Below are 15,700 nucleotides of genomic sequence, written 5' to 3' on the forward strand. Positions count from 1 at the left end.
GCAGCAGGAACGAACCTGGGGCTCGCGCACTTCAATGACGAAAGGCGAATGATGAAGAAGTCTTCACTCCTCGCTGTGGCCGCCCTCACGGGTGCGGCTGCGGTGATGCTTGCGGGTTGTGCCGGGAACTCTGGCGGCACCCCGAGCGAGAGCGGCGGCGGAGATGCCGAGGCCGGCCGCGCATGCGTGATCCTTCCCGACGCGGCGTCGTCGCCGCGGTGGGAGAACTTCGACGCGAAGTACCTGCAGGAGGGCCTCGAGGCTGCCGGCTTCGAGACCGACATCCAGAACGCTCTGGGTGACGTCAACAAGTACGCCACCATCGCCGACCAGCAGCTTGCGCAGGGCTGTGGCGTGATGCTCCTGGTCGACTACCAGGGCGCCGCCGAAGCCGTGGCCACCAAGGCCAAGGCCGAGGGCATCCCGGTGATCGCGTACGACCGTCCGTTCTCGGGCGCCGACTACTACGTGTCGTTCGACAACGTCGAGGTCGGTCGCATGCAGGGCCAGACGGTCCTCAACGGCCTCGAGACCGCCGGCATCGACCCGGCTTCGGCCACCGTCGTCTACATGGGCGGCGACCCGACCGACGGCAACGCGGCGATGTTCCACGACGGCGCCGTCGAGGTCATGGAGGCCGCCGGCATCACCGCGGCCGCCGAGCCCCCGGGAGCCTGGGACCAGGCCAAGTCGCAGACCAACTTCGAGCAGGCTCTGACGGGCCTGGGCGGCAAGGTCGACGGCGTCTGGGTCGCGAACGACACCAACGCGGCCGGCGTGATCAAGGTCCTGCAGGACAACAACCTCAAGGGCGTTGCCGTGTCGGGTCAGGACGCCAACGTCGCGGGCCTGCAGAACATCCTCCTCGGCTGGCAGACCGCCACGGTCTACAAGCCGGTCAAGGACGAGGCGACCGCTGCGGTCGAGACGGCCATCGCCCTGCTGAAGGGGGAGACGCCCGACGCGAGCGCCGAGCTGGAGGACGGCACGCCGTACATCCAGGTCACGCCGCTGCTGGTCGGACCGGAAGAGGTCAAGGACGTCATCGCCGCCGGCGACGCATCGTTCGACGACGTCTGCACCCCCGACGTCGCAGCTGCCTGCGAGCAGTACGGAGTCACCGAGTAAGTTATCGGTCAAGCCGCGGGGGCGTCGCGTCATCGAGGCGCGGCGCCCCTCGCGCGTTTTGCCGGGACCTTCGCAAGGAAGCGAGTATGTCAGAGACGATCACAGCCACAGAGCCGATCATCAAGTTGGTCGGCGTCAAGAAGTCTTTCGGTCCGGTCAGCGTCCTCAAGGGCGTGGACCTCAACGTGTTCCCGGGGAAGGTCACCGCATTGGTCGGTGACAACGGCGCCGGTAAGTCCACGCTCATCAAGGGTCTCGCGGGCGTGCAGCCCTATGACGAGGGCGAAGTCCTCATCGATGGCGAGCACCGCGACCTGCACGCGCCGAGGGATGCCTCGGGTCTGGGCATCGAGGTGGTGTACCAGGACCTCGCCCTGTGCGACAACCTCGACATCGTCCAGAACATGTTCCTGGGCCGTGAGGAGACCTCCGTCGGCACGTTCGACGAGGGCCGCATGGAGAAGGAGGCGTCCGACACGCTGCGTTCCCTGTCGGTGCGCACCGTGAAGTCGGTCCGTCAGAAGGTGTCCAGCCTGTCCGGGGGTCAGCGTCAGACGGTCGCCATCGCGCGCGCCGTGCTGAAGAAGGCGCGCGTGGTCATCCTCGACGAGCCCACCGCGGCGCTGGGCGTCGCGCAGACCGAGCAGGTGCTGAACCTGGTCAAGCGGCTCTCCGACCAGGGCGTGGCGGTCATCCTGATCAGCCACAACCTCGCCGACGTGTTCGAGGTCGCCGACGACATCGCCGTGCTCTACCTCGGCCAGATGGTGGCGCAGATCCCCGTGTCCGAGACCACCCGCGACGACGTCGTCGGGTACATCACCGGAACCAAGACCCTGGGCGGCGTCAACATCGTCGACACGTCCACCATTCGCACCGAGGAGGGGGCGGAATGAGCAGCAACGCGACCCGTACCGAGGCCGCACCCGATCCGGTCTCCAGCGATCTCATCGGCAGCGGCGTCGAAGGCGGCCTGTCCGACCAGGTCCGCGCGTGGTGGCAGCGCGTGCGCAGCGGCGACATGGGCGCCCTGCCCGCCATCGGCGGGCTCGTCGTGCTCGGCATCCTGTTCACCGCCCTGAGCCCGTTCTTCCTCACCGAACGCAACTTCGCGAACCTGCTCAACCAGGCCGCCACCCTCGTGGTCCTCGGCATGGCGCTCGTGTTCGTGCTGCTGCTCGGCGAGATCGACCTGTCCGCCGGTGTCACCGGCGGCGTGGGCATGGCCCTGTTCGTCGTGCTGAACTCGCAGTTCCACGTCCCGTGGCCGCTCGCGCTGCTCATCGGATTCGGCTTCGGGTTCCTCATCGGCGCGTTCATAGGCTTCTTCGTCGCGAGGGTCGGCATCCCGTCGTTCGTCGTGACACTGGGCCTGTTCCTCGGCCTGCAGGGCCTCGCGCTCGTCGTCATCGGACCCGGCGGCCTGTTCCGCGTCGAAGTGCCCGAACTCATCGCGCTGCAGAACGGCAACCTGCCGGTCTGGGGCGGCTGGGTCATGCTCGCGATCATGATCGCGGTCTCGGCCGCCACCTCGTTCTGGGACCGCGCCCGACGCACCCGCGCCGGCGTCCCCAACCGCGCGATCTCGCTGGTATGGATCAAGCTCGCCGTGATCGCCGTCGTCGGCGGCGCGTTCGTCTTCATCCTCAACCAGGACCGCGGCCAATCCGTCAACGCGGTGCAAGGCGTACCCAACGTCGTGCCGATCGTGCTGGTGATCCTCTGGATCGGCACCTTCGTCCTCGACCGCACCAAGTTCGGCCGCTACATCTACGCCATCGGCGGCAACGCCGAAGCCGCACGGCGCTCGGGCGTCAAAGTGCGCTGGATCAAGTGGTGGGCGTTCGTCATCTGCTCATCCCTCGCCGTGTTCTCCGCACTGCTCAGCGTGTCCCGCGTCGGCACCGTCGACGCGACCGTCGGACGCGACATCGTCCTCTCCGGCGTCGCCGCAGCAGTCGTCGGCGGCGTCAGCCTCTTCGGCGGCAAGGGCCGACTCATGCACGCAGCGATCGGCGCCCTCGTGATCGCGACGATCACCAACGGCCTCGGCCTGCTCAACCTCCCCGCAGGCGTGAACCTGCTCGTCACCGGCGGCGTCCTCATCCTCGCCGCCACCGTCGACGCACTCTCCCGCCTCCGCGGAAACGGCGTGCGCACGTAGCAGGGCTGTGCAGAGGCGCCGGGCGGAGGCATCCGCTCGGCGCCTCTTCGCGTGCGGGGCGGGCGCGGGCCGGGCGCGGGCGCGCGTGAACCAACCGGGGCCACCCTCCGCCCGCGGCGCGGGTCGCTGCGCCTCCCTACCCCCGGGCCGTCACCAGCTCGTCCACCCAGGCCGGTACCAGCTCCCCCGCCCAGCCGGCCCGCGCGTCGTCGAAAGGGATGAGCGCGTCGCTCGGCTCGAGGTTGAGCTCGACCGTCCACGCGCCGCACGCCGAGGCGAGCGCGACGTAGCCGGCGGCCGGGTAGACCGATCCGGACGTCCCGATCGACGCGAACACGTCGCACGCGACCACGGCGTCCTCGATGCGGTCGAGGTCGTACGGCATCTCTCCGAACCAGACGACGTCGGGGCGCAGCATCCGCTCTCCGCACACCGGACACGGCGGACGCGGCTCGAGGTCGGCATCCCACACGGGACGGGCGCCGCAGGCCGCGCACAGCGCGCGCTGCAGTTCGCCGTGCATGTGCACGAGGTTGCGGGTCCCGGCCCTCTCGTGGAGGTCGTCCACGTTCTGCGTCACGACCAGCAGCTCGTCGCCGAAGGCCCTCTCGAGGCGTGCGAGGGCGTGGTGCGCGGCGTTGGGGACGACGGATGCCACGGCCCGCCGCCGCGCGTCGTAGAAGCGCTGCACGAGGTCGGGGTCGCGCTCGAATCCCTCCGGCGTGGCCACGTCGTCGACGGAGTGGCCCTCCCACAGACCGTCGGCGTCGCGGAACGTGGGGACGCCGCTCTCCGCCGAGATCCCGGCGCCGGTGAGCACGACGATGCGCATGACACCAGTGTGGCGGGCGGGACGGCGGAAGACTCGTTCAGCCTCGCAGCAGCTCGCGCAGCGAGCCGATCGTGTCGGCCTCCCCCGCCGTCTTGTCGGGCCGATAGCCCTTCACCCTCGCGAAGCGCAGTGCGACGCCTCCGGGGTATCGCGTCGAGCGCTGCACCCCGTCGATCGCGATCTCGACGACGGTCTCGGGGCGCACGTGCACGGCATACGACGAGCGGTGCGTCTCGATCGTCGGGAAGTGCGCGGTCTGCCACCGGAGCAGGTCATCGGTCAGTCCCTTGAAGGTCTTGCCGACCATGACGAAGCCGCCGGGCTCGCCGAAGGCCCCGTCGGGGTCGCGCGCTCCCAGGTGGAGGTTGGACAGCATTCCCTGCCGTCGTCCCGAACCCCACTCGACGCCGAGCACCACCAGGTCGAAGGTGAGCACCGGCTTCACCTTGAGCCAGCTCTTTCCACGTCTGCCTGCCGCGTAGACGGACTCGATCCCCTTCACCATGACGCCCTCGTGGCCCGCGGCGAGCGCCTCGCGCGAGAGCTCCTCGGCGCGCTGCGGGTCGTCGGTGACGATCCCCGGCATGCGCGCGTCGCCGACGACCCGACCCAGCACCTCGAGCCGTGTCGCGAGGGGCTCGTCGATGAGGTCTCGGCCATCGACGTGGAGGATGTCGAAGAACCAGGGGCGCAGGGCGACGGATGCCGCGCCCTCCGATCCGAAGCGGGCCATCGTGTCTTGGAACGGCCGCGGACCTCCGTCCTCGTCGAGCGACAGCGTCTCGCCGTCGAGGATCAGCCGCTGGGACGGCAGCGCGCGCACCGCTTCGACGATCTCGGGCACGCGGTGGGTGATGTCGGCCAGGCTGCGGGTGTAGACCCGCACCTCGTCACCATCGCGATGCACCTGGATGCGCGCGCCGTCGAGCTTGTACTCGACGGACGCGGGTCCGCCGATCGCGCCGAGTGCCTCACCTGCCGACGCCGCGGTCGACGCGAGCATCGGCATCACCGGGCGTCCGACCTCGAGCCCGACGGCCTCGAGTTCGCCCGGCTCGCCGAACAGCGCGACGCGGGCGGTCTGGCCGAGATCGCCCGACAGCATCACGGCGCGGCGGACGGACGGCGCATCGGCGCCGGCAGCCTTGGCGATCGCGTCGAGCAGCACGCCCTCGAGCGCGCCCGTGCGCAGCTCGCCCTGGATCACGCGGCACAGGAAGTCCCACTCGGCGGGCGTCGCGCGGCCCGCCAGTTCGGCGAGGGCGTCGCGTCGCACGCCGGCCGAGCCGGCACCGTCGGCACCCGCGAGTCGTTCCAGCGCGGCGTCGACGTCGCCGATCGTCAGCGTCGCGGCATCCGCGTTCCGGGCCTCGACCGCGCGCAGACCGCGCCAGCCGACCCCGAGCCGGCCCTGACGCGGACTCGCGACGAGGAAGCCGATCGTGGGCGCGACCTCGGCGGGCGCGAGCCCTTTCAGCAGACCGGACAACGCCGCGATCTTCGCGAGCCGCGACGATGTCGCACCGGCCTCGTCGGCGGCCTCGACCACGGCGGAGAGCAGCATCCCTGGATTCTGCCACCCGCCCCCGACAGCACGCTCGAGCACGCCCGACCATGTCGCACGATGCGCGGGTGACGCGGCGCCGCACCCGCCATCCGTGTGACCCGCGCCGCGGTGGGAGGGCGGGCGCCGGGACGGCAGCGGGGCCGTGCGGAGGACCCATCGCCCGCACGGCCCCGACCACCTCAGGCCGGTGTCCGGCCCGTCATCGGGCCCCGCAGGAGGCCGCGACGTAGTCGACGGATCGCTCCGCCGCGACGGTCTCGCCACCGACGACCGCGGTGATCTCGGCGTCGACCGCACCCGCCGGCATGGCCGGAAGGCGGGTCGAGAAGACCGCCGTCGACTGCGCGCCCGGCGCGATGCCGGCCCACGTCTTGGTGCCGTAGGGCGTGGTGACGGCCACCGTCGCCGGCACCTCGTCGCCGTTGCCCGCGGTCACGACGAGCGCGACCTTCGACGCGACGCACCGTGTCGTCACCGTGATCTCGACGTCGACCTCGGGCTCCGCCTGCTCGGCCGCCCATGCCTCGAACTCCAGGATGCCGCTCGAGCCGCCGGCGCTGGCCGAGCCCCAGGCCTGCATGAGCGCCCGCAGCTTCGTCGTCGTCACCGGCGCGAACGACACCTCGTTCATCGCGGTCGAGGACCGGCCGTAGGCTCCGGCGGCCTCGACGTCCTTCCACGCCCCGGTCGCCAGGTCGACGTACTGGAGCTTCCACTCGCGCGGCGGGATCATGCCGACCCCTGCGGCGTCGGCGGAGTCGCGGAAGAACAGCACCCCGGCCCTGTCGACGGTGACCACGCGGTCCCACTCGAGCTGCACCCACTGCTCGCCGACGTTGGGCCATGTGCCCCACGACGCCCCCGTGAGCGCGCCGTCGTTCACGGCCGTCACCGAGTTCCAGGACGACGTGTAGGACGCGGTCGGGGTCGCGATCGGCGCGATGTTGCCCTCGAGCGGCGCGTCCGGCGACAGCGGCACGGTCACGGTGCCCAGCGCCGACACGTTGCCCGCGGCATCCTTCGACCGCAGGTAGACCACGTGACGCTGCGCGTCGACGGGCACCGGTGCGCCGTAGGCCTGCCAGCCGGTCGGCGCGTCGAGCGCGTACTCGATCACCGCGATGCCGGATCCGGCGTCGGCGGCCGTGGCGCTCACGGTGCGCGCGACGATGTCGAGCGTGCCCGTGACGGTGGGCCGCGTCGCGTCGATGCGGACCTGCACGGATGCCTCCGCCGACGTGTTGCCCGCGGCATCCGTCGCCCGCGCACGGACCGTGTGCGTGCCGTCGCCCGACACGGTCGCTTCTGCGAATCGGACGTTGTCGGTCTCCTGCCACGCGCCGCCGTCGACGGAGAGAGCGATGCGCGTGCGCACGTCGCGGTCGTCGGTCGCGGTGGCCCGCACGGTGACGGGTGAGAGGAACCAGCCGTTCGCGCCGTCCACTCCGGTCGCCGCGAGTGCCACCTCCGGCGCGTCGGCGTCGATCGTCTCGCCGTGGATCTCGAGCTCGCTGAGCCCGACCCCGGATCCCGTCTGCGCGGTCAGCGCCACGCGGACGGCCGTCGTCGTGACGGCGTCGAACGTGGCCGTGTTCGGCTCGCCTGCGACCGTCGAGGGCTGTCCGGCGCCGGTCACAGCCCGCCACTCGCCGTCGACGAGCGCTTCGACCGCCCACGACTGGGGCACGGCGACGCCGCCCCCGGTCCAGAAGTGCGCCGTCGCGCCGTCGACCCGCACCGGGGCGTCCCACGTGTAGCCCGCCCACGTCGTGGCGTCCGCGGTCCACACCGGGTCCGCGACGCCCGTGTAGGCGACCGCCTCGTCGTTGAGCGCGGCCACCGCCGAGCCCGCGGCGGTGGAACCCGCCGACGGCGTGCCCGTGAGCGCGAGGTTCGCGCGCCACGGGTCCTCGCCGAGCACGGTGACCGTGGCGGTCACGAGTCCGGCCGCGTAGCCCTCCACGAAGCCCTGCACCGTGAACTGCCCGGCCGCGGCCACATCGGCGGGGTCGACCGCGTCCCAGCGCACCGATGCGGCGAGCGTGTCGTCGCCGAACGCGAGGTCCACGGTCTCGGGCAGCTCGGGCGCCGTCCCGACGACCGTCTGCACCTCGACCGGGGCGACCGTGTCGGGTTGAGCCGCGTGGACCTCCCACTCCTCGACCGCGACGGCCGAGTACGAGGGCGGATTCGCCGCGTTCGGCGAGGCGCCCAGCACCGCGCGCAGGCGGGACGTGGTGACCGCGCCGAAGGTGACCTGGTGCACGGCCGTCGTCGAGGTCGGGTAGCCGCTCGGGTTCGGCACGTCCTTCCAGGCACCGGCATCCCAGTACTGCAGCACCCACGAGGCGGGGTCGGAGACGCCGTTGCCGGTGCCGGGCGCGATGTCGCGCCAGAACTTGATGCGTGCGCGGTCCAGGCGCACCGGGGCGTCCCAGTCGTACTGGATCCACTGCTGCGCGGGGCGGTTCGCCGTCCAGCTGCCCCACATGTCCGGCGGCAGCGGGTTGGGGCGGATGATCTCGTCGTTGAGCGCCTTGATCCAGTACTGGGTCGGGATCGGCTCGTTCGACGCCGACGCGGTCGCCCACGGGGCGACGTTCGATCGCGGCGTGAGGTTCGCGCCCTTCACCGGCGTCGTGGTGACGGGCACGATGCGCGCCGGGGTCTGCGTGTCGTCCCACTCGAGGTGATCGATCGCGACCGAGCGGCGGAAGTGGTTGCCGCCGACCGCATCGGCCGTGTGGTACGCCATGTACCACTCGCCCTGGAACTCGGCGATCGCCGGATGGCTGGTCGTCGACGACACCGGCGCGAGGATGCGGCCGCGGAACGTCCACGGTCCGAGCGGGCTCGACGCGGTCGAGTACGCGATGCACGCGTGATAGTTCGCGGGGGTGCACGTGCTGGTCGGGCCGGCGTTGTTGGCGGCGTAGGCGAGGTAGTAGGTCGCGTCGCGCTTGAACAGCCACGCCGCCTCGAAGAAGCCGGTCACGCCGCTCGTGATCGTCGTCGGCGTGCCGATCCGCGTCTTCATGTCGCTCTGCAGCTCGATGGCCATGAGCCGGCTGAAGCTGCCCCAGTACATCCACACCCGGCCGCCGTCGACGAGCACGGTCGGGTCGATGTTGTGGGCGTCGTTGCCGAGGATGGCCTGCGACACGATCGGGCCGCCCGCGTGGTCGGTCCACGGCCCGAGCGGGCTGCTGGAGACCGCGACGCCGATGCCGAACTTGTCGGCGGCCGTGCTGGCGGCCTCGTGCACCGGCACGTACCAGTAGAACCGGCCGTCGACGCCCTTCACGACCTGACCGGCGTAGGCGCGGCCGGGCGTGGCCCAGTCGAACACGGTCTCGGGCCGCATGAGCGAGGGGTGATGCTGCCACGCCCCGCCGTCGACGTCGGTCGTCGAGAAGGCCTGCCACTCGTTCATGATGAAGTCGTTGGTGGTGGTGCCGGCCTCGTCGCGGCCGGCGTGGATGTACAGCGTGTCGCCGTCGGCCAGCAGGCTCGGATCGGCCGAGTACACCGACCCGTCGCCGATGATGGGGTTCTCGGTGGCGGCCATCCCCGCCGTCGCGGGGATCAGTGCGGCGACCAGCGCCACCACCGCCCCTGCGGCGAGCGCAGCGCCTGCTCTCTTGGTAGTCCAGACCACGTCGTCTCTCATTCGTTTCGGCGCCGCCCGGTGGCGACGCGGAGGGGGTACAGGGGTGTCAGCGGGCCGACCGGCGGCGTGCGAGCACGACGACGGCGACGACGGATGCCGCGGCCAGCGCCGATCCCGCCACGATGCCGATCGCGGGTACAACCGCGGGGCCGACCGCGATCGCGGAATCCTCGGCCGCTTCTGGAACCTCGGCGGCGGTCGTCTCCGCCTCCTGCGCGGCGTCTCCCGCGCTGCTCAGCCCGGTCGAGATCACGTCGCCGCCGGAGCGGGCGATGATGTCCGCCGCGCCGGGATCGGAGTCGATCGGCAGGGACACGAGCGTCGTCCCGGTGCCGTCGGCGCCGACGGTGAGCGAGCCGAGCGTCGTCTCGGGCGAGACGAGCACGATCTCCCAGACATCGCCGGACGCCCCGCCGACGACCGTGACGGGGATCGGATCGCCCACGCCGGCCTGACGCACGCCGACGTGCAGCACCGCGGCGGATGCGGCATCCGTCATCACCGGGGTGGACGGGACGGATGCCTCGCCCGCCGCGAACGCGGAGCCCGCAGCGTTCGGCGCCGACAGTGCGCCGAACGCGATCGCCGCGGCGATCAGCGCGATACGGCCACGCCGGCCGGTGGCGGTGGGTCGGTTCATGGGAGTGAGTCCTCTCTGAGGTGCGAGGGGCGCCCGCTCGCGCGGACGCCCCTCGCCTGATCAGCAGCCGAAGGCGTCGTGGGCGACGGCCCACTCCTCGGTCACCGTGTCGCCGTCCCGCTCGCCCGTCACGGCGACCTCGACCGCGCCGGCCGGCACGTTCTTCAGTCGCGTGGTGAAGGACTGCGAGACCTTGGCGCCAGGGGCGACCGCGGCGAACGTCTTCGTGCCGTAGGGCGTGGTCAGCACGACCTTGACCGGTTCGTCGCCGTTGTTCACGGCCGAGACCACGAGCACCGACTTGCCGGCGACGCAGCGGTCGGTGACCGCCACCTCGACCTCGAACGAGGCGGGCGTGCCCGCGACCTCGAAGACCTGCCACTCCTTTATGCCGATGCTCCCCTGGCCCTCGGTCGTTCCCTGCGCCTTCAGCACCAGCCGCAGGCCGATCGTCGTCACAGGCTCGAACCCGACGGTGTTGAACTCGTCGACCTCGACGCCGTACTCCGACTCCTCGGCGGGCGTGACATCCGTCCACTCGCCGTTCTCGTCGAGGTACTGCGCCTTCCACTCCTCCGGCACCGCGATGCCCGCACCGCCGGCATCGAGATTGCTGATGAAGTAGACGCCGAGCTCGTCGATCGTGACCGGCTCGGTCCAGTCGTACTGCACCCACTGGTCGGTGATCTGCGGCCACGCACCCCACACGAACGCGTTGTCGTTCGGCGTGACGTCGCCCGACGACGTCGGCGCGACGTCGTCGTTGAGGCCGTCGACCGTGTTCCAGCCCGCCGTGTACGACGCGCTCGGAGCGGCCAGCAGCGCCACGTTGCGGCGGTGCGTCCCGTCGCTCTCGGCCACCTCGACCTCTTGGACGGCGGAGACGTTCCCCGCCTCATCACGCGCCCGCAGGTGCACGACGGTCTCCTCGAGGCCGACCAGGATCGTGCCCGTGTACGCGGTCCACTCCTCCTCGTCGTCGATGCGGAACTGGATCTCGTCGACCCCGGACCCGGCATCCGTCGCGGTGGCCTTGACCGTGCGCGCGGTCTCGTCGGCGGTCGGGGTGACCGTCGGCGCGGTGGCGTCGATCTTGAACGAGGCCTCGACCACGGGCGACACGTTGCCGGCGTCGTCGGCGGCCCGAGCCCGCACGGTGTGCGTGCCGTCGGCGGTCACCGAGACCGGGGCGGTGTATGCCGTCCACGCTCCGCCGTCGACCTGCACCTCGACCGACGGGGTCGCGTCGCGGTTGTCGGTGGCGGCCGCCGTCACCTGCACGGCCGCGGTGTGCCAGCCGCTGGCGGGTGCCTGCGGCGAGAACGAGACCGTCGCGACGGGAGCCGTCGTGTCGGGACCCTCTCCCCCGCCTTCGCCCACAGTGACGGTCGCGGTGGCGGCCTTCGTGCCGGCGATCGCCGACTGCACCGTTCCGGACACCGTGAACTCGCCGTCCGTGGCGTAGTCCGCGGGGTCGACCGCCTCCCACTGCACGGGCAGATCCTCACGGCTGCCGTCGTTGTACAGCACTCCCACCGATGCGGGAAGCTGCGGTGCGACACCGGCCGGAGTCTCGACCTCGACCGCGTCGACCGAGTTGATCTGCCCCGGAGCAGTGGCCCGCACCCAGACCGACGCCCGCGCCGGGACGGGCGAGCCCGCCACGATGCCGACGACGTCGAAGGTGCCCTCGGACGCGACCTGCTCCTCGGTGATCGGCCCCCACGCGACGGCCTCGGCCGAGCGACTGCCGTCGGCGTAGATCGCGTCCACGCGCTCGGGCAGGGTGGGGATCTGACCCACGGCGGTGCGCACGTCGATCGGCTCGATCGCCGTCGGCGCCTCCGCGAACACGCGCCACTCGCTCACGGCGACGCCCGCATACGGGTCGGCGCCCGTCCCGGGGCCGGCCGCGCTGAGCACGAGGCGCAGGCGGGTGGTCGTGACCGCGTCGAAGGTCGTGACGTTCGTCGCGGTGCGGGCGATGCCGTACTGATCGGCGCCGGTCACGTCGACCCACGCGGTGCCGTTCCAGTACTGCGCCTTCCAGGCCTTCGGCACGTTGACGCCGGCTCCCGAGGTCGCGTTGGTCTGGTCCGCCCAGAACGCCACCTCCGTGCTGTCGACGCGCACCGGGCTCGGCCACGTGTACTGGATCCAGCGCGTCGCCGGACGAGCGCCCGACCACGTGCCCCACAGGTCGGTCTGCTGACCGCCCGAGTGCAGCACGCGGCCGTCGTTGACCGCGTTGACGTTGTTCCAGCTCGCGGTGTACTCGGCGGTGGGCGTACCCGACGGCGCGACATTCGTGCCCTGCGTGGCCACCGATCCCTGCACCGTGAGATCCACCGAGCTCGACAGCTCGCCGTCCGTCGAGGTCAGGCGCAGCACGTACGTGCCTGCCGCGGTGAACCGCGCGATCGTAGACGGCGAGGTCGGCGCGTCGAACAGCGCGAGGCCGCCGGCCGGGGCCGAGACCACGGACCACTGCGACGAGAGGGTGCCGGCCGGGAGGCCGTCGTCCTTCGCCGAGCCGACCAGGTCAGCCTGACCCGCGATCGCGACGCCCGGCTTGACCCACGCCTCCACCAGCGGTTCCTGGTTCGTGCTCGCGGGCGCCTCGACGCCGGTGTGGAACAGCTGCACCTCCTTGACACCCGTCTTGAAGCCCGCCGCGTGCGTGAGGGTCACGCGCAGCGCGTCACCGGTCACCTCGGGGAACTGGATGTGGTTGAAGTTGCCCTGCGGGTAGACGGGCGCGCGCGCCTGCGCGGGAACCGGATGCCACTGCCCGCCCGAGCGGTACTCGAGCGCGTACATCGAGGGCTCGGCGTAGCCGCCGACCGTTGCCGACGACGAGGTCGTGTAGAAGTACAGGCGTGCGTCGTCGAAGGTCTGCGTGCCGCCGAGGTCGATGGTCAGCGAGTCCTTCGCGTTCGGCGATCCGGCGGTGCCCCAGAAGGGCTCGTTGATCGTCGTGCCGTTGACGGCCGCTGCCGGCGCGCGGCCGCTCGCGGCGTGCGTCGCGGTGACGGCCTTGCCCTGAGCCAGGTTGGCGCTGCCGGCGCTCTGGTCGGAGACATCCGCCCCCGCCTTGGCGAACAGGTCGACGACCCGCGCCTCGTTTCCGAAGCGAACGTCCTGCGGCGCCTGCACCGAGGAGGTGTTGGCGGTCGTCACGGTCAGGCCGTCCTCCGTCTCCACCTCACCCGTGGCCGGGTCGTACACGACCTTGCCGAGGCCGTCGACCGTGAACGCGAGTTCGCCGTCGAGGAAGACCGAGTATCCCTCGGGCACCGCGGAGCCGTAGTGGCGCTCGCCACCGGGCGCATCCCACGTCACCGTCAGATCGCGGTCGCGGAAGCGGATGTTGTTCGCGGTGAAGTGATCCCAGTCGATGTCGATCGGGTCCAGCTCGATCTTCGCGTCGCTGCGCGGACGCAGGCCCATCGCATCCTCGATCATCGTGAAGTTCGTCGCCCCGAGGATCGTGTGGTGGATCCACGAGCGGTAGCCGATGCGCTGCGGGTCGGCCGAGCCGTCGGACCAGAACTCGTTCTGGTCGGGCAGGCGGTTGTCGCCGCCGTTCTGGTAGTGGGCCCATGCGTTCCAGTAGAGGAGCTTCTTGTACCACTCCTCATCGATGGCATCGGTCGGATAGTCGCGCAGCACCGAGCCGAGCATCCGGAACGTCACCGTCGAGTTGATGATCGAGAAGTTGTTGCTGCCCGGGTCTCCCTCGGCGGCCGCTTCGGCCTTGTCGGCCTGGTTCGCGGTGTAGAAGGGGAAGATCGGGTACTCCTTGTCGTCCGCCCACAGGCGCAGCGCGTCGACGTAGTCGTCGTCGTAGTCCGCATCGCCCGGCTTCGGCATGAGCCCGACCGTGAACGGGTAGTAGTTGTTGATCTCCTTCCAGGGCACGTGCTCGCCGTTGTCGGCCATCGCGTGCTCGAGGAGGTTCCGGTCGGGGTTCCACAGGACATCGACGATCTGCTCCTTGACGTTCTGCGCGAACGCGTCCATCTCGTCGGCCTTGGCCTCGTTGCCGGCGAGGCGGTACGCCTCGGCGGCCGCCTTCCCGTTCGAGTACAGGTAGGCGTTCTCGGCCCGGTCCATGTTGCCCGCGCGCCAGTCGAACGACACCGCGTCGGCGTCGTTGCCCGTCATCGCGCCCCAGTTGTACTCGATGAGGCCGTTGTCGTTGAAGTCGTACGCGTCGATCAGGCCCTTGACGTCGTACTCGGCGTACTCGGCGAGGTTCTCTGCGATCGCGGTCGGTCCGCCGTGCAGCTGGTACGAGCGCCACGCCGCCTCGGAGATGTACTGCGTGTAGCTGTTCGACCAGTTCGCCGGGTCGCCCGGGTTGTCGACGAACTTGTAGCTCTTCGACGTCTCGCCGGCCGACACCCACGGGCCGTAGGAGTAGATCGGGTCGCGGAAGTACTTCAGGTCGTCGATGAACATGCCCGTCGTGAGGACGATGGCGTTGTTGTAGCCGAGCACGCCCTCCATCGAGGTCGGGAACTGGTAGTCGTTGCCCGGGATGTCCGCATCGAGGTAGTTGAAGCGCATGAGCCACCAGCGGTAGAACAGCGTCTTGTCGATGTTGTCTTCGGGGGTGTCGAGGTAGGGGATGTTGTCGGCCCACCACTGGTTGTACGCGTTCACCTGCGTCGAGAAGGCCTCGCCGGGAGTCGCGGCACGGTAGGCGTCGTAGTCGGCGCGCGAGGCGGGGATCTCGGTGGTCACGAGGCCCAGCTGCAGCTTCACGCTCGTGCTGCCGCCGGCGGGCACGGCCAGCGTGCGCGCGAGGGCGGTGCCGTCGGGGGCGAATCCGTCCCCCGAGAAGCGGGGGAAGATCGTCGTGAGGTTGTTGAGCGCCGAGACCGTGCCGGTGAGCTCCTGGCCGTCCGCGACGGTGGCGTACGGCGACGACGCCCGCAGCGTGACGGTCTGCGCGGCGCCGGTCGCCTTCACCTGCAGATTCGTGACGAGCACGTTCGCGTCGGTGATGAACTTCGTCTGGACGATCTCGAGGCCGCTCGCGGCGTGGCGGTGCACGCTGCGCCAGTAGCTCGGAGTCTGCTTGCGCTGCGCGGTGTCCTCGGTGAGCGTGATGTTCGCCCCGCCCACCTGGGCGGCGATCGTGTACCCGCCGCGGTTGTCGATCGACTCCCAGTACGCCAGCTGCCCCTGGAATCCGAGCGTGCCCGGCGTGTGGGTCTTCATGAAGGCGGCACGGCCGCGCGAGAACAGCCACTGGTTGGTGTCGTCGAAGCTGCCCGCCGTGCCGTACCGAGCGAGCATCTCGTCGACCCAGAAATCCTTTTCGGGCGATACGCCGGCGCCGTCCGCGACGTCGGCATCGAAGATCGCCTGGAGCTGGTTCCCCGGCGTATAGGTCACGCCGGTGGCGGGCACCGGATTCGGGCTGCCGCCGAACGTCGGGTATCCGATGTCGGCGTTGGGCTCGGCGTTCGCCGCCGGCGTCACCAGCAGGCAGCCGCTCACGACCGCTGTCGCGGCGAGCGCGGCGACGGCCGCTCTCGCCGGCTTTCGGGTGGTTGTCCAGTCCACGTCGTCTGTCCTCTCACGCACCGCTCCTCGACGAGCGGTGTCACACGTGACTCGGACGTTAGCGGTATCAACGGAGGACCGCAATCCTTTTCGGAGATTTCGAAAAGGCGCGGATGCCGCGA

The 15,700-nt window shown here is 70.7% G+C and carries 8 protein-coding genes; 3 read left to right on the plus strand and 5 right to left on the minus strand.

The window, feature by feature from the left end:
• Positions 1–51: 51 nt before the first annotated feature.
• The 3 genes from OL358_RS00730 to OL358_RS00740 all read left to right on the plus strand — a co-directional run bounded on the left by OL358_RS00730 (position 52) and on the right by OL358_RS00740 (position 3,292).
• Complete coding sequence (locus OL358_RS00730) at positions 52–1,128, plus strand: sugar ABC transporter substrate-binding protein (RefSeq protein ID WP_264708017.1); 1,077 nt, start codon at positions 52–54, stop codon at positions 1,126–1,128.
• Between the two features lie 86 nt (positions 1,129–1,214).
• On the plus strand, positions 1,215–2,024 hold the full coding sequence (locus OL358_RS00735; protein WP_264708019.1) for an ATP-binding cassette domain-containing protein: 810 nt from the start codon (positions 1,215–1,217) through the stop codon (positions 2,022–2,024).
• Entirely contained in the window at positions 2,021–3,292 is a 1,272-nt protein-coding gene (locus OL358_RS00740) for a sugar ABC transporter permease (protein ID WP_264708020.1), read from the plus strand. Before OL358_RS00735 ends, OL358_RS00740 begins: the two co-directional genes overlap by 4 nt.
• Positions 3,293–3,428: 136 nt before the next feature.
• On the opposite strand, the gene OL358_RS00745 is transcribed toward OL358_RS00740, so the two are convergent.
• The 5 genes from OL358_RS00745 to OL358_RS00765 form a co-directional block, all read right to left on the minus strand.
• The gene (locus OL358_RS00745) at positions 3,429–4,124 is read right to left on the minus strand and encodes an NAD-dependent deacylase (RefSeq protein ID WP_264708022.1); all 696 of its coding nucleotides are present in this window, start codon (positions 4,122–4,124) and stop codon (positions 3,429–3,431) included.
• 37 nt (positions 4,125–4,161) lie between these two features.
• Positions 4,162–5,688, minus strand: a complete 1,527-nt coding sequence (locus OL358_RS00750) for an ATP-dependent DNA ligase (RefSeq protein ID WP_264708024.1) — start codon at positions 5,686–5,688, stop codon at positions 4,162–4,164.
• 202 nt (positions 5,689–5,890) lie between these two features.
• On the minus strand, positions 5,891–9,349 hold the full coding sequence (locus OL358_RS00755) for a family 43 glycosylhydrolase (RefSeq protein ID WP_264708025.1): 3,459 nt from the start codon (positions 9,347–9,349) through the stop codon (positions 5,891–5,893).
• 58 nt (positions 9,350–9,407) lie between these two features.
• Positions 9,408–10,001: a hypothetical protein gene (locus tag OL358_RS00760; protein WP_264708026.1), complete on the minus strand. Its 594-nt coding sequence runs from the start codon at positions 9,999–10,001 to the stop codon at positions 9,408–9,410.
• A gap of 60 nt (positions 10,002–10,061) precedes the next feature.
• Positions 10,062–15,578 (minus strand): OmpL47-type beta-barrel domain-containing protein, encoded by a 5,517-nt coding sequence (locus tag OL358_RS00765; protein WP_264708027.1) that lies wholly within the window; start codon positions 15,576–15,578, stop codon positions 10,062–10,064.
• Positions 15,579–15,700: the final 122 nt, after the last annotated feature.

The organism is Microbacterium sp. SSM24, assembly GCF_025989145.1.
Taxonomy (GTDB): domain Bacteria; phylum Actinomycetota; class Actinomycetes; order Actinomycetales; family Microbacteriaceae; genus Microbacterium.